At 69.0% G+C, this 12,515-nt stretch carries 19 protein-coding genes; 15 read left to right on the forward strand and 4 right to left on the reverse strand.

The window, feature by feature from the left end:
• Positions 1-144: 144 nt before the first annotated feature.
• The 8 genes from ACFVXE_RS08230 to ACFVXE_RS08265 all read left to right on the forward strand — a co-directional run bounded on the left by ACFVXE_RS08230 (position 145) and on the right by ACFVXE_RS08265 (position 5,148).
• Entirely contained in the window at positions 145-528 is a 384-nt protein-coding gene (locus ACFVXE_RS08230; protein WP_389670203.1) for a hypothetical protein, read from the forward strand.
• On the forward strand, positions 528-734 hold the full coding sequence (locus ACFVXE_RS08235; RefSeq protein WP_389670204.1) for a hypothetical protein: 207 nt from the start codon (positions 528-530) through the stop codon (positions 732-734). Before ACFVXE_RS08230 ends, ACFVXE_RS08235 begins: the two co-directional genes overlap by 1 nt.
• 84 nt (positions 735-818) lie before the next feature.
• Positions 819-1,799, forward strand: a complete 981-nt coding sequence (locus ACFVXE_RS08240) for a hypothetical protein (protein ID WP_389670205.1) — start codon at positions 819-821, stop codon at positions 1,797-1,799.
• Entirely contained in the window at positions 1,796-2,449 is a 654-nt protein-coding gene (locus ACFVXE_RS08245; protein WP_389670206.1) for a nuclease-related domain-containing protein, read from the forward strand. Before ACFVXE_RS08240 ends, ACFVXE_RS08245 begins: the two co-directional genes overlap by 4 nt.
• 4 nt (positions 2,450-2,453) lie before the next feature.
• Positions 2,454-3,221, forward strand: coding sequence for a hypothetical protein (locus ACFVXE_RS08250; RefSeq protein WP_389670207.1), 768 nt, complete (start codon positions 2,454-2,456; stop codon positions 3,219-3,221).
• A 33-nt stretch (positions 3,222-3,254) separates the two neighbouring features.
• A complete protein-coding gene (locus tag ACFVXE_RS08255; protein ID WP_389670208.1) occupies positions 3,255-3,656 on the forward strand; it encodes a hypothetical protein in 402 nt (133 codons plus the stop codon).
• Positions 3,653-4,801: a hypothetical protein gene (locus tag ACFVXE_RS08260; RefSeq protein WP_389670209.1), complete on the forward strand. Its 1,149-nt coding sequence runs from the start codon at positions 3,653-3,655 to the stop codon at positions 4,799-4,801. Before ACFVXE_RS08255 ends, ACFVXE_RS08260 begins: the two co-directional genes overlap by 4 nt.
• Before the next feature lie 170 nt (positions 4,802-4,971).
• Entirely contained in the window at positions 4,972-5,148 is a 177-nt protein-coding gene (locus ACFVXE_RS08265) for a hypothetical protein (protein ID WP_389670210.1), read from the forward strand.
• Between the two features lies 1 nt (position 5,149).
• Here the strand turns inward: ACFVXE_RS08265 and ACFVXE_RS08270 are convergent, their stop codons facing one another.
• Positions 5,150-5,359: a hypothetical protein gene (locus ACFVXE_RS08270; RefSeq protein WP_389670211.1), complete on the reverse strand. Its 210-nt coding sequence runs from the start codon at positions 5,357-5,359 to the stop codon at positions 5,150-5,152.
• 163 nt (positions 5,360-5,522) lie between these two features.
• Here ACFVXE_RS08270 and ACFVXE_RS08275 point away from each other — a divergent pair, with 163 nt between their 5' ends.
• The gene (locus ACFVXE_RS08275; RefSeq protein WP_389670212.1) at positions 5,523-6,455 is read left to right on the forward strand and encodes a Ku protein; all 933 of its coding nucleotides are present in this window, start codon (positions 5,523-5,525) and stop codon (positions 6,453-6,455) included.
• Here the strand turns inward: ACFVXE_RS08275 and ACFVXE_RS08280 are convergent, their stop codons facing one another.
• A complete protein-coding gene (locus ACFVXE_RS08280; RefSeq protein ID WP_389670213.1) occupies positions 6,456-6,791 on the reverse strand; it encodes a DUF6233 domain-containing protein in 336 nt (111 codons plus the stop codon).
• Between the two features lie 255 nt (positions 6,792-7,046).
• Here ACFVXE_RS08280 and ACFVXE_RS08285 point away from each other — a divergent pair, with 255 nt between their 5' ends.
• Both ACFVXE_RS08285 and ACFVXE_RS08290 read left to right on the forward strand, forming a co-directional pair.
• Positions 7,047-7,967, forward strand: a complete 921-nt coding sequence (locus tag ACFVXE_RS08285; RefSeq protein ID WP_389670214.1) for a hypothetical protein — start codon at positions 7,047-7,049, stop codon at positions 7,965-7,967.
• 284 nt (positions 7,968-8,251) lie between these two features.
• Positions 8,252-8,578 carry a hypothetical protein gene (locus ACFVXE_RS08290; protein ID WP_389670215.1) on the forward strand — a complete coding sequence of 109 codons (327 nt, stop codon included), beginning with the start codon at positions 8,252-8,254 and terminating at the stop codon, positions 8,576-8,578.
• A gap of 394 nt (positions 8,579-8,972) precedes the next feature.
• Here ACFVXE_RS08290 and ACFVXE_RS08295 read toward each other — a convergent pair whose 3' ends face one another.
• Positions 8,973-9,239: a hypothetical protein gene (locus ACFVXE_RS08295; protein ID WP_389670216.1), complete on the reverse strand. Its 267-nt coding sequence runs from the start codon at positions 9,237-9,239 to the stop codon at positions 8,973-8,975.
• A 333-nt stretch (positions 9,240-9,572) separates the two neighbouring features.
• On the opposite strand from ACFVXE_RS08295, the gene ACFVXE_RS08300 reads away from it, so the two are divergent.
• From ACFVXE_RS08300 to ACFVXE_RS08310, 3 genes are all read left to right on the forward strand, one after another.
• Positions 9,573-9,920, forward strand: a complete 348-nt coding sequence (locus ACFVXE_RS08300) for a hypothetical protein (RefSeq protein WP_389670217.1) — start codon at positions 9,573-9,575, stop codon at positions 9,918-9,920.
• A 22-nt stretch (positions 9,921-9,942) separates the two neighbouring features.
• Positions 9,943-10,641, forward strand: a complete 699-nt coding sequence (locus ACFVXE_RS08305; protein WP_389670218.1) for a hypothetical protein — start codon at positions 9,943-9,945, stop codon at positions 10,639-10,641.
• Between the two features lie 116 nt (positions 10,642-10,757).
• The gene (locus tag ACFVXE_RS08310; RefSeq protein WP_389670219.1) at positions 10,758-11,249 is read left to right on the forward strand and encodes a hypothetical protein; all 492 of its coding nucleotides are present in this window, start codon (positions 10,758-10,760) and stop codon (positions 11,247-11,249) included.
• A 113-nt stretch (positions 11,250-11,362) separates the two neighbouring features.
• Here ACFVXE_RS08310 and ACFVXE_RS08315 read toward each other — a convergent pair whose 3' ends face one another.
• Positions 11,363-11,644 (reverse strand): sigma-70 family RNA polymerase sigma factor, encoded by a 282-nt coding sequence (locus ACFVXE_RS08315; RefSeq protein ID WP_389670220.1) that lies wholly within the window; start codon positions 11,642-11,644, stop codon positions 11,363-11,365.
• Between the two features lie 180 nt (positions 11,645-11,824).
• Here ACFVXE_RS08315 and ACFVXE_RS08320 point away from each other — a divergent pair, with 180 nt between their 5' ends.
• Positions 11,825-12,469, forward strand: a complete 645-nt coding sequence (locus ACFVXE_RS08320; protein ID WP_389670221.1) for a hypothetical protein — start codon at positions 11,825-11,827, stop codon at positions 12,467-12,469.
• The last annotated feature ends 46 nt before the right edge of the window (positions 12,470-12,515 follow it).

The following is a 12,515-nucleotide window of genomic DNA, read 5'->3' on the forward strand; positions in this document are numbered from 1 at the left end:
CCTTTCTGGGGGGCTTTTTTTTTTTTATAACAGACATCAACGGGGGGGGGCCCGGTGGTTGCACACCGGGCACCGCCTCAACCCCGATCCGTGGTTGCACACGGGCCGGGACGCCAGACACCTGCCGTTAACAGGAGCTGACGCATGAACTCTACTGATCAGGCTGCGGGGAGTGCCCCCGTCCAGACCGAAGACCCGAGGGTGACCGCTGGCCGCGTGCTGGCCATGGTCGCGACTCATTTCACCACCACGGATCCGTCCGGCGTCCTGGAGCCGTATTCGCTCCTGGTGTGCGTTGGTGCGGAGGCGTACAAGCTGTCCGACCGTTCGATGTTCATTGGGGCGGCCCAGATGTCCCGGGCGGCGCTTGCCGAGGCGCCGGAGGCCCCGGAGGGGATTACCCGCGGCGAGTTCTCGCTGCTGCTGCTGAAGGCTGCCAAGGCGTGCGGTTACGACTGGCGCAGCGAGGACAGCGAGCAGGCGCGCGCTGGCAACGAGGCCGCCGGAGCACCGAGGGGGCGTTACTGATGGGCGCCTTCGACTGGCTCAAGGGCGGCAACGACCGCCAGCTCGCCGCCACCTCGTACAGCGGACCTTCTGCCAGCGAGACGGCCGACCGCAAGCAGCAGGCCAAGGCCCGCAAGGCGCGCGCGAAGGACGTCGAGAAGGCCGCCCGCGCCGGTCAGGCGTGGGAGGACGAAGACCGCCGCCGCGAGCGCGACCGGCACCGCTGACGGCGGCACACCGGCCGACCCGCCCCTCCTCTCCTCGGGGGCGGGTCGGCCATCCCTGTTACGCCACACAGAGAGGCAAGAGTGATGGACGAGGCCACCGACCAGCCGCGCATCCCAGGAGTGAAGTACCGCAAGATCACCCGTCATCGGGAGGAGACGACCGTCATCGACGGTGTCCCCTCGACGCGGAAGGTGCCCTACGTCGCGTGGGAGCCGGTACCGCCCCGTGAGTGGGACGAGATGATCCTGCGCGGCGTCATTGGCCTCGCGGTCGTCATCACGTTGATCGCCGTCGTGGCGACCACCGCGAGCGTCGGGGGCCTCCTGTCCAGGATGGTGCCGGAGCCCATCGCCTACGGCATGGGAGTCGTCTTCACGGCTTCGTGGCTGAGCTGCTTGGCACTTGAGTGGCTAAGCAAGATCAACCCGGATCAGGCCCAGCCCGCCCGGATTGCCGGATGGGTCGCCCTGGCGATCAGCATGGGCGCCGTCTTCACGTACGGCCACACGCTGAACCAGCCGTGGGCCGGTGGCTTCGGCGCCTGCATTGACCTGCTGTCCAAGGGCCTGTGGGCGCTGCTGATTCGGCACCACGCCGTCCCGCTCGATGAGGGTGTCGCGCACTGGGTCACCCAGCAGGAGCAGAAGCTGGCTAGCCGCGAGCTGCTGTCCGGCCGTCTGCTGCGCCTCAACCGTCGGGCCGCCTACCAGCGGGCGGTTGGGGGCGTCGAGTACCAGGCTGCCGGGGCGATCCTGGCCAACGCCCAGACGACGACGAGTCTCCCTCCGGCCGAGCAGACGCCCGAGCCCGCCCCGTCCGCTCCGGTCCCCCCGGCAGCCGGCCAGGGCGGCGACGAGCAGCAGGCGCCTGTCCCGCCGGTCACGGAGATCGACCGCCAGTCGATTGCCGCGATCGTCCGCGAGGTCATCGCCCAGAACTCGAAGGTCAGCGACGCCGACCTCGTCACCGCGGTCAAGGAGGCGGGCCACCCCGACCGGCCGAACTTGGCCGACACCGTGCGGCGTACCGCGCTGCGCGTGGACCCGTCCCGGAAGGCGTCGTGACTCTCGCTCACGTTGTCGTCGTGGCCGTTGCCGTCGCCTGGTGTCTACAGCGCTTACGGCGGCGGCCCGGCGCCGGGTCCTCGGCCGCAGCGCGAGCCCGCCGCCTCCGCAGTCCACTGGTCCGCCTCGCCGACCTGGTCGGCATCCAGACCGCACGCGGTCGCCAGGCAAACCAGTGGGACGCCGGGGCAGCAGGGGAGAAAGCCACCGCGGCCCGCCTCAAGCCACTCGCCCGCGAGGGCTGGACGGTCCTCCACGACCGCGCACTGCCGACCGGCAACGCGAACGTCGACCACCTGCTGGTGAGCCCGGGCGGAGTCGTGATCGTCCTCGACAGCAAGAAGTGGTCGGCCCGTTGGCCACTCACGGTTCAGTCCGGCCGGCTCATGCACGGCGACCGCGACGTCACCCGATGGCTGAACGGCATCCGTCACGAAGCCCGGACCGTCACCCGCGTCCTCGGCGGCCCCGTAATCCCCCTCGTCTCCATGGAAGGCGCCCAGCTCGTCGGCGGCGAGCTGGTGCTCGACGGCATCCGCATCGTCCCCGCCGACCGCACGGTGCCCGCCCTGCGCTCCCTGGCCCGCCGCCACCGCGCGGTCGGGGAGCACCCCGGCCCGCGCGCCGCCCGCCTCTTCAGAAGGAAGTGACCCGGTGGACCTCCGCCCCCGCGCCCTGCTCCAGCGGCTCAACAGCTCTACGACCGTGACCGAGCCCGACGACACCGATGACACCGGCACAGCTCCGGTGGTCACCGTTCCGACCCAGCCGGTACGCGGCGGCGACCGACTGCCGAACTGGTGGGAGCCGAAGCGCGACGTCGTCGACCTGGACAAGCACGCCCCCGAAGAGGCGCCGTGCGAGCACCCGCACCCGCACGCGGTCCACGCCCGGCCCACCGGCGAGCTCGTCGCCTACTGGTGCGCGGACTGCGACACGCAGCTCCCCGTGCCCGAGGACATGGAGGACGACGAGTACGACGAGGAAGAGGGAGACGACGAAGGCGAGGAGGGCGTCGACAAGGTCCCGGCCCGGATCCGGCGCGGCTGGAGCATGCGCGGCTCCGGCAAGAGGGTCTACAGCCGTCCGACGTACAACTGCGGCAAGTCGCCCAAGCAGTCGCTGATCGAGGCGTGGACTGGGATGCGCCCGCTGACCCGTCACGGTCTCTACAACGGCGGCGCCCTGGCCCTCGGGTTCAGCCTCGGCGTCCCGCAGTTCTTCACCGCAGAGACCGCCTACCTGGTGGCGACGTACGACTCGTGGACCGACTTCTACGTGTGCGTCTGGTACGGCGTCGCCGTCGCGATCTGGATGTTGGACCAGCGCACCCGCAACTGGCTGCCGGCTTTCGCGCTCGTCGCCCGGGTGCCGCTGGTCTCAGTGATCGTCGGCGTCCTGCTGTACGGCAACCCGGCCTGACCCCGCCCCCGATCCCGGAACGGAACGCGAAGCATGGACTTCCTCCCCGCCCTCGGCGCCGTCGGACTCGCCGGTGCCCTGTCCGCACTCCTGTGGTTCGGCACTAGTACCGGCGGCAAGATGAAGCCCCTCGGCTGGGGTGCTTGCCTGGTCCTGTCGATGATCGCCGGAGCCGCCTACAACGCGGCCGGCCCGCCCTTCGACATCGTGTCGAGCCTCGTGCGCGACGGGCTCGGCATGTTCAGCAGCGTGTTCCCCGGCTACAGCATGGCTGCGCTCGCCCTCACGCTGCTGATCGTCATCCTCTACAAGAAGCTCACGACCCGAGGCGTGTCCATGCTCGGCATCGTGTTCTGGTACGTCGCGTCCGGCGCGGGCGGCGGGTTCTCCATCGTCGCGGAGAAGATCGCCGTGATCATGCGGGGCCTCGCATGAGCGCCGCCCACCTCCACGCGGTCCCCGACCCCGACCCCGAGCCCCGCCCCCCGGTCGACGACCAGCTCGAGAACTCTCCGGTCGGCGACGTCGACGGGGGACAGGAGCACCGCGGGTGGATACCGAACCTGCGGCCGTACTACGACGTGCGCCCACTCGCCGAGCTCGGCCCGCTCGCCGTCGAGGCCACCCGCGTCGGCGGCCCGCCGCTGCTCCGCGCCACCGGCCGGGGCCTGCGCGCCCTCGCCGGAGGGCTGTTCGTCCTCGCCCGTGGCGTGGGCGTCCTCCTGGTCCTCCTCGCCGGATGGTGGTCCGGCCGCATCGGCAAGCACGGCAGCATCGGCGCCCGGTCCGCCGGCGCCGGGTTCATCGCGTACGCCGTAGTGAAGACCGCCATGCGGTACCCAGGCGCGCGCTGGTTCGTCCTCCTCGCCCTCCTCGCCGCCGTGGTCCTGGCCGGCCTCGGCCATATCAAGGCGCCCGAGCCGAAGCAGCAGAAGAAGACCCCGGCGAAGAAGAAGGGCGCGGGGGAGAAGGGCAAGGGCACCCCTGCCGAGGACGACGACGAAGAGACCCCCGAGGTGAGTAAGGAGGACGCCCCCGCCGAACCCCGGCGAGGTCCCCTCGGCCGCCTCGCCCGTCGCCTCAAGAGCGGTGGCGGCACCCCCGCGAAGCCGTCTCCCGACGAGGCCGACGAGACCCCCGTCGAGTCCTCCCCGGACCCCTCCCCGGAGGACCTGTCCAGGGCGCTCCATCACCTCTACCGAGGGGGCTCCGGAGTGCTCCATACGGCCCTCGCCGAGCACCTCCCGCTCCCCTCCACCAAGGCCGTGAAGAGGGTGCTGGACGGGGCCGGTATTGCCCACCGCCCGGGGGTGCGCACACCGGCCGGTAATGGGCCCGGCGTCCACCACCACGACTTCCCGCCCCTGCCCCTCTCCCAGGAGTGGCCCCAGCAAGAGGGTTGTTGGCGCAGGTCAGAGCCAACGCCAACGCCAACAACGCCGCCAACACCCCCCGGAGAGAGGTTGAGTGCATACCGCACCGACTGGACACGGGAGGAGCTGGAGAAGGGCCACCGGATCGTCCCGGACACCGACCGAGGACCGGCCGCCTGGAAGATCGAACACCGCCGCACCGACTGACCTCGAACACCACGCTCGGTTTGTGATCCGGTGCAGTCCGTAGCCACGAGGCCGGAAAGTCCGTCATGATGGGAAGTGATCTGAAATGAAGGAGGGGACGGGGATGTACGCCTACCGGTGCGAGCAGTGCCGCACGACGTCGCCGGGGGTGGTCACGCGCTACGGCCTGAATGAGGAGCGGGACAAGCACCGGAACCTCTTCCACGGCGGGCACGTTCGTCCCCGACGGCGAGCAGGTCATGGAGCCGGACAAGTTCAACGTCTTCGACGTCCCCCGGGAACAGTGGATCGTCGGCGGCATCATGATGCTCGTCGTCGTCTTCGGCCTCCTCTACCGCTTCGGGTAGATCACGCCGCCTCGTACCGGTGAGCCCGTCCGCCGCTCCATTCGATCCAGTGCGGGTCGTCGAGTAGATCCCAGGCATCGTCGAGGCCGGCCCGCCTCAGGAACTCGACGAGGTCGTTGTCCGTGTGGGCGAGCCCGACGATCTGCCCGTTGATGGTCACCCTCCGCCCGCCCGAGGGTGAGAGGCCGTGGACGACTATCGGTGCGCTCATCACTCCAGCGTGGCCCGGGGTGACGGCGGGCGCATCCGGCTGTCCCAGGTGCGCGGGCCCCGGTCCGGCGTAAGGATCGCTGTACGGGCGGCGGCCCAGATGTCTCCCTGCCGCGGCCTGGACTGCTGCCCGACCGGCCCACAGGGGGGTCCTGGAGGTACGCATGCCGTCGACGATCTGGAGCGGGGCCATCAGCTTTGGCCTGGTCACGATCCCCTGCAAGGTGGTCAGTGCCACCGAGGATCACTCGATCCGCTTCCACCAGGTCCACCTGGAAGACATGGGCCGGGTTCGCACCAAAAAGGTGTGCGAGATCGACGGCGAGGTCGTGACGCAGGAGGACATCGGCAAAGGCTACGAGCTCACCAAGGACGAAACGATCCCGATCACGGACGCAGAGCTCGACCAGATGCCACTGCCCACAGCCAAGGCGATCGAGATCGTGGCGTTCGTGGACGCCGACACGATCGACCCCGTGCGAATCGGTGACAGCTACTACCTGGCGATCGACGGGCAGGTAGCGGCGAAGCCGTACACCCTGCTCCGCAAAGCGCTGGAGCGCTCCGACAAGGTCGCCATCGCGAAGTTCGCCTGGCACAACCGCGAACGGCTCGGCCTGCTGCGGGTCCGCGACAACGCCATCGTGCTCCACGCGATGCGGTGGCCGGACGAGATCCGCGACCCGGCGGAGCTGGCCCCGAAGAAGACCGAGTTGAACGAGGACGAGATCGAGCAAGCCGTGCAGCTCGCCGAGAGCATGACCGTCGACGACATCTCGGGTTTCCGTGACGCGTACCGGGACGCCCTGGAAGAGCTGATCGAGGCGAAGAGCGAAGGCAAGGAACCAGCCCAGCCGGTCGAAGGCGAGGCGCAGCAGCCCGCGCAGGTCGTCGACCTGATGGCAGCTCTGAACGCCTCCGTACAGAAGGCAAGGGAGTCCCGCGGCGAGACGGACGGCCACGCCACGGTCCACGAGATGAAGCCCCGAAAGAAGGCGGCCGCGAAGAAGACGGCGAAGAAGGCACCTGCCAAGAAGGCCGCAGCGAAGAAGACCACGGCGAAGAAGACTTCCAGCCGGAAGCCACGCAGCGCCTGACTACCCGAGGACCCCGAGCTCGGTATCGGGCCGGCAGTGGATGCAGGCCCGGATCCCATCGGCGAGGGCGGCGAGGGCCTGCTCGCGAGTGATGGCGCGGCGCCGCTTCCCGGCCGCGTAGCACCCGCCGACATGGACATCGATGGGCCGTGAGCCGACACCGATTCCGAGCTCGATAATCCAGTCCGGCGTCGGCGGCCGGGCCCGCTCGCCCTGCTCGCGCTCGGTCTCGCGGCGCTCCTCATCGGCGATCCAGCGGTCGATCTGCTCGACCTGCTGCACGGCGATGCGGCGAGCGAAGCGCAGCATGGCCAGGCGCGACGAACTATCGGACATGTGTTCGAGTCTACGTCGGGCGCTGAGTACCATCGGGCGGCGTAGGTGACCTCTCGCAGTGAAGGTTGAGCGTTGAGTGCTCCAGTTGGCCCCTCTGGCGCTCAGCGTTGGTGTGCCGCGGGCGCAGGTGGCCCCGGGAGTGCCGCACCAGGTGATGTGGCGCTCCTTGGGGTGCGCTGCACCGGGTGGATCGCACCCACGACGGCCTCAACTGCATTGTTGAGAGCGCGCGTTGATCGCGGATAGCTTTTCCTCATGGACTTGACCACGTGGCTCGCAGTGCTTGGCTTCGTCACCGGGTTCGTCGGACTGGGGTGGCAGATCTTCACGCATTGGCTTACCGGACGACGTCTGCAGGTGCTGGCGCTTCGGGAACGCTCATATGAGGGATGGACTATTCAGACACACATTTTGAACGTGGGACGTCTTGACGTTTCCATCCAAAGCTACTCAGTGTGGGCCGACTTCACCGGGCGTCGCCTTCGCCGCTTTCGGTGGCGGATCCAGGCGGTCAGAAAACTCGGCTGGTCGCATGCGCGACGCACCCAGGTGACGTTTTCCCCGTCAGTGGCAATTTCGGCTCCCGGGGGATTTGCCGACGATGCCACGCGAGTGCAGTTCCCCTTTATTCTTAAAGCTGGCGAGATGTTCGTGTTTCCTTCACTGAGTGTTCGCGTCCCGCCATCCACGGATCGGGTGCTCACCGTGGCGGTCGGGCTGGGTGCTGGGCGTCCCTTGCGGGCCAGGGTCCTGGACGTCTCGGCTCTCAGATCGCACCCCGTCATCGATGTCCCTGCTGAAGATGGATGGAGCATTGGCGTGAGAGAGGCATGGTTCCATCCGGCGTTCGCCCCGGTAGTGGACCCCATTGTCCCAGGGTCGCGGTCACTCACGGATCTGGTCACAGCAGCAGGCGACTTCATCGAGGACCTCTCACTTCTCCGTGAGACCCCGCAAAGCATTGCGCTAGGCGAAGCTGTCTCCGAGATGCGGGAATACATTCTGGCCAATGGAGATTTGTCGGGGATTCTCTTGGATCGCCTTCGCGAGCTTCTTGACGGGAGGGAGCCGGCGATGGATCTCCTGGCTTCCACCCAGCGCCTCGGTCAGGCCGTCTGGTCGGCGACCTGGGAGGGGTCGGCGAACATGTGGCGGAACGTTAACGGCAACACTTGACTCCATCGACTCAAGTGTTCTCGGCGCTGACCAACATCCGTTCTGATCGGGCGCATGACGCCTTCGCCCGGCATCGTGCCAGTACGGCCAGAACGGCTGGGACGCGATCCCGACGGTGTCCAGGTCAAAGGCGCTGAGCGGGAACTCGCCTTACGCGCGTACGGGTTCCTCCACCGACGCCCCAGACGGTCAGCCCCAAACGATCACTCAACCTTCGGTGACAATGCTCAACCTTCACTGCGAGAGGTCAGTAGGTTTCAGGAAGCCGAAGAGGAGGGGGTCGCATGAACGACGCTGACCTGCTGCGATTCCTCGGCATCGACCCGGTGGGGCTGGACCCCGCCCCACCGTGGGCGCCACGCCAAAAGGCAGGCACCGAGCGGTTCGACGGCAGCCACCCATGCGCGCTCTGCGGCGAGCCCGCAAGAGCGACCGGGGTCGTCGACCCGCCCGAGCACGGCCGCCGCTGGCTGGACCGCTGCATGCCCTGCCTCCTCGCCACCACCCCCCGCGGCGGGCCTCGTGCACCGCTGGCGGACACGCTGGCCGTGCTGCGCGAAGCAGCCCGCGAAGCGGGGGTTGCCCTGACGATCGTGGCCGACGGGTCATAGCCTGCGATTTCAGCTGACTCTGTTGATCGGCGACAGGCCCGTCATGCACGGCTGGTGGTCCGACCTGACGACGGCCGAGATGGATCGGCGAGCGCGGAGGCCGCGTCGGTGCCCGCATCACGCTCACCGACGAGGCAGACGGCGGCCGACTGCTGAAGTCATGGCCGGACGGGGACGCCTGATACCGCCCACGCCGTCGGTTCCGTGGGGGTATGCTCCCCGGCCGGTGAATTCGGAAGGTGGCGGCATGGCGGGTACGACGGCGTTTGTATGGGTGCTTCTTTCAGGCTGCGTCGTTGCGGTAGTCGCAGTCGTCGCCCGGGCCAAGGTGGACATCGCCCGCATTCAGGCGAAGACCGGCGGCCGCGATTCGGCCCGGCGGAGCTGACCGACGTCAGTCCTTGATGGAGCGCACGGTCGGCTTCCGCTTCGGGGCGACGCCGTGCTCCTTGGCGATGCCGCGCACGGTCTCCTCGGTCCACGGCGTCAGCGCCGCGATCTTGGCGTGAGACAGGCCGGAGGTGCGCAGTTCGTCGGCGACGGCCTTCCGCGCGGTCTGCCGCTTCTCCTCCAGCAGCACCTCGGCCTTGGCCAGCTCATCGAGGGCGTCGGTGAGGTTCTGGCTGGGCTCGTGAGGCTCGGCGCTCTTTCGCGTGGTCATGCGGTCGAGTCTTCCACAAGGGGAGTTGGGCAAACCCGTTAGCCGTGTGGAGTTGGTGGCTCCGACCTGCGGGAAGTGGCAAAGACGCTCCCGCCCCGTGCGCCCGTCCGACCGGCGGCCGCGCCCGTCCGGAAGTAGTCCAGGCGCGGCAGGAAGCCCCGCTCTCCCCTGGGGAAGGCGGGGCTTCCTGCTGTCTGGGCGCATCCAGAGCACGCCTCTGACCTGCGTATTTTGCCAACCCTTTGCCTATCTCGGATGCCCAATCTGGTTTTCCCAAGTCGACTTGGGAAAGAATGGTGGATGTAACCACAAATCACCAAGAAAGAGGCGGATATGAGCACACCGGACAGCGCGACCCACCCGGCCCGGTGTCTCAAGTGCCGCAGGATCCTCCGTCGTCCCAGCCCGGACGGCTACGGCCCCAAGTGCCGACTGAAGATCCGCCGTGCGGCCCCCGCCCGGCTCCCGGACTTCAAGCCGCACCAGGTCGCCAAGGCCGTGGAGCTCCTGGAGCTCGGTGGCTTGGTTCCGCTCCGCCAGAACCGGATCTTCCTCGTCGTCTCCGACGACGGCACCGAGGTCTACCGCACCGCGGCCACCGGTCAGTGCAACTGCCCGGCCGGCCTGCGCTCCACGGCTTGTTACCACGCGGCTGCCGCCCGCCTTGTCCACGCCGCCTGACCACTTTGAGAGGACCCACACGATGAACGCCAACCTGAAGGCCACCACCCGCGCCACGCTCCTCTCCGGGATCATCCGAGGCCGCACCAAGGGGTACCCCGAGGCCACCGCCCTCCGCGCGATCGCCACGAACCTGACCCGGGCGGCCGGAATCCTCCGCAAGGCGGCCGACAGCGACCGCTTCCCCGACGACGCCGACCAGGCCCTGTGGCGCGCCCGCATCAACGCCGCCCGCACGGAGACCGGCATCCCGGCCGCGGTCATCGACCACGTCTCGGCACTCGCCATCGGCTACGAGCCCGACCTGTCCGACCTGCTCCCCGCCGACCCCGAGCACGTCCGCCAGGAGGACGAGCTGCGCGCCCGCTTCCTCGACCTCTCCCGGCACCTCGACGCCCGCGACGAAGACGTAGCCAACGCCGCGCTCGTCGCACTCATCCGCCTGCACAGCGACTACGACCGCCTGGCCGCCGACGTCGCCCTTCACGGCCGCGCCGACCAGCTCCCGACGACCTACCGGCCGCACGAGGGCACACGCACGGCCGTCCACCTGCCGGGCCACCTGACCGTGTTCGACGGCGGCCTGATCCTCGCCGAGCTGCCCGTCCCGTTCGCCATCACCCCCGGCGAGATCTGGCAGCTCATCAAGACCGCCCAGCCCGCCCGCGACACGGCCGCCGCGTTCACCGACGGCCTCAGTGCCGAACTCGCAGCCGCCTGATCCCCGGACAGCGTGTCCGGACACGTCCGGACACGCGCCGACCTGCAAGAACGCCAGCACGCGGACACCGGCCGGACAGCGGTCCGGCCGGTGTCCGGACAGAGAGGACCAAGACGATGAGCACCACCGCCACCCACCAGCCGGTCGAGGTCGAGTTCACGGGAGCGCCGATGTACGAGCTGCCCCTCGACTACCGGCAGACGGTGCGCGCCTTCACCGTGGCCGTCGCCGGACCTGGACGGCACATCGGGGAGCTGCCCCACCTGTTCGTGGTCGACGGCTACAGCACTGAGAGCGCGTGGGCCAAGGTGCTGGCCTGGTACATGGTCGAACACGAGACGGTCGACGCGCTCGTGGTCGCGGGCGAGTCCTTCGAAGGCGCCCCGCCCAGGGTGGGCTCCTACTGGCACGACCTGCGCGCCGAGTACGCCCGGCAGGAAGCGCTCGACGACCTCGCGGACCAGGCGGCGGAGATGGTCGCCGGGTTCAACGAGGAGACCCGGGACCTGGCCGACCGGCCCGCAGAGCACGAGACGGCGGTCGGTGACGCGGCGTTCTCGGCCTGGCCGCTCGTGCTCCAGCTCGCCGAGAACGACGGCCGGGACTGACCCCCGAACAGGCAGCCGGACACTGTCCGACCGCTTGTCCGGACAGAGCCCGGACAAGCCTCTGACCTGCGCTTTCCCTGTCCAGTACCCGGAACCTCAGCGGGTCGGACGGGTCAGGCGGCCGGCGTGGCGCGCTTGGCCTTGGACCGGCCGTGGCCGCTGGCAATGTCGGCGACCCGCTGCGGGCTGATCTCCAGGCGCGCGGCCAGGTCCTCCTTGGTGAGCGGGCCGTCAAGGAGAGCGCGGACGGTGAGCTGCCTCTGCTCACGGAGCCAGGCCTGGAGGTCAGGCACGGCTTTGAGCGCGCGGCCGAGGGCCTGCGCCCGCTCGATGGTGGGCTCGCCCGCCAGGTCGGCGAGGTCGGCGAAGGGTGCGGGAAGTTCGAGGCGATCCATGCGCGCAGTGTAGGGGGTACCCACTACGGAGCGCGTCTCGACGCGTACGCCTGTTGACCCCGCAGCGCCCTGACCTGCAATCTTTCTCGATTTCTTCCCGTTACCCCGGTACCCCAAGGAGTGTCCGGCGTTAGTCATAGTGTCTACCCACTAAACACATCACCTCACAAGGAGCCAGCCATGGACGCCAGCACCGCCCACAAGCACCTCATCACCCGCGCGGACCGCGTCTTCGAAGGGGCCGCCGCGGCCCGTGCCAACCTGGCCGACGCGCTCGCGATCCAGGGCGCCCAGTTCGATCACCTCATGGACGCCGTCCTGGTGGCCGAGGGCAAGGCCAAGCCCTGGATGCACCTCATGAAGCGCATCGACCGCCACGGCGTCCGCGAGGGCCTGGCCAAGCAGCGCGAAGAGTGCATGGAGGCCCTGCTCATGTACGGGTTCTCGATGAGCACGAGCCTGGTCACCAACGCGGCCCGGTTCGCCGAGCAGGACGGTCTGCGCCGCTTCCTGGACGCCACGGACACCATCGAGATCGAAGAGGAGTCGGCCGAGCCCGCGCCCACCGTGGTGGCCATCCCGGAGGCGACGCAGGAGCAGAGGAACGCCCTGCGGACCATCCGGGACGCGTTCGTGAAGCGCCAGGGCTTCAAGGCCAGCGAGGGCTGGAAGTACGCCACCAGCATGGATGGCGTCCGACTGGACACGGAGCTGGGTGACTTCCTGATCGGCCGGGGATGGGCGGAAGTCGACACCGAGGCCTCGCTCACCGAGGGCCAGCCGGTGACCCTGACCGCGACCGGCCGCCACATCCTGGCCGCCTGACGGCCAGCAGGGCGGGGCCAGCCGGCTCCGCCCCCGGTCGACCGTG

It is taken from the genome of Streptomyces sp. NPDC058231 (genome assembly GCF_042882275.1).
Classification (GTDB): domain Bacteria; phylum Actinomycetota; class Actinomycetes; order Streptomycetales; family Streptomycetaceae; genus Streptomyces.

Coding starts and splice junctions, on each gene's coding strand:
- ACFVXE_RS08280 (WP_389670213.1), bottom strand. CDS start 6,791: ATGTCCGATAGTTCGTCGCGCCTGGCCATGCTGCGCTTCGCTCGCCGC.
- ACFVXE_RS08310 (WP_389670219.1), top strand. CDS start 10,758: ATGAGCACCACCGCCACCCACCAGCCGGTCGAGGTCGAGTTCACGGGA.
- ACFVXE_RS08260 (WP_389670209.1), top strand. CDS start 3,653: ATGAGCGCCGCCCACCTCCACGCGGTCCCCGACCCCGACCCCGAGCCC.
- ACFVXE_RS08240 (WP_389670205.1), top strand. CDS start 819: ATGGACGAGGCCACCGACCAGCCGCGCATCCCAGGAGTGAAGTACCGC.
- ACFVXE_RS08320 (WP_389670221.1), top strand. CDS start 11,825: ATGGACGCCAGCACCGCCCACAAGCACCTCATCACCCGCGCGGACCGC.
- ACFVXE_RS08290 (WP_389670215.1), top strand. CDS start 8,252: ATGAACGACGCTGACCTGCTGCGATTCCTCGGCATCGACCCGGTGGGG.
- ACFVXE_RS08235 (WP_389670204.1), top strand. CDS start 528: ATGGGCGCCTTCGACTGGCTCAAGGGCGGCAACGACCGCCAGCTCGCC.
- ACFVXE_RS08230 (WP_389670203.1), top strand. CDS start 145: ATGAACTCTACTGATCAGGCTGCGGGGAGTGCCCCCGTCCAGACCGAA.
- ACFVXE_RS08275 (WP_389670212.1), top strand. CDS start 5,523: ATGCCGTCGACGATCTGGAGCGGGGCCATCAGCTTTGGCCTGGTCACG.
- ACFVXE_RS08265 (WP_389670210.1), top strand. CDS start 4,972: ATGAGGAGCGGGACAAGCACCGGAACCTCTTCCACGGCGGGCACGTTC.
- ACFVXE_RS08300 (WP_389670217.1), top strand. CDS start 9,573: ATGAGCACACCGGACAGCGCGACCCACCCGGCCCGGTGTCTCAAGTGC.
- ACFVXE_RS08285 (WP_389670214.1), top strand. CDS start 7,047: ATGGACTTGACCACGTGGCTCGCAGTGCTTGGCTTCGTCACCGGGTTC.
- ACFVXE_RS08255 (WP_389670208.1), top strand. CDS start 3,255: ATGGACTTCCTCCCCGCCCTCGGCGCCGTCGGACTCGCCGGTGCCCTG.
- ACFVXE_RS08295 (WP_389670216.1), bottom strand. CDS start 9,239: ATGACCACGCGAAAGAGCGCCGAGCCTCACGAGCCCAGCCAGAACCTC.
- ACFVXE_RS08270 (WP_389670211.1), bottom strand. CDS start 5,359: ATGAGCGCACCGATAGTCGTCCACGGCCTCTCACCCTCGGGCGGGCGG.
- ACFVXE_RS08315 (WP_389670220.1), bottom strand. CDS start 11,644: ATGGATCGCCTCGAACTTCCCGCACCCTTCGCCGACCTCGCCGACCTG.
- ACFVXE_RS08305 (WP_389670218.1), top strand. CDS start 9,943: ATGAACGCCAACCTGAAGGCCACCACCCGCGCCACGCTCCTCTCCGGG.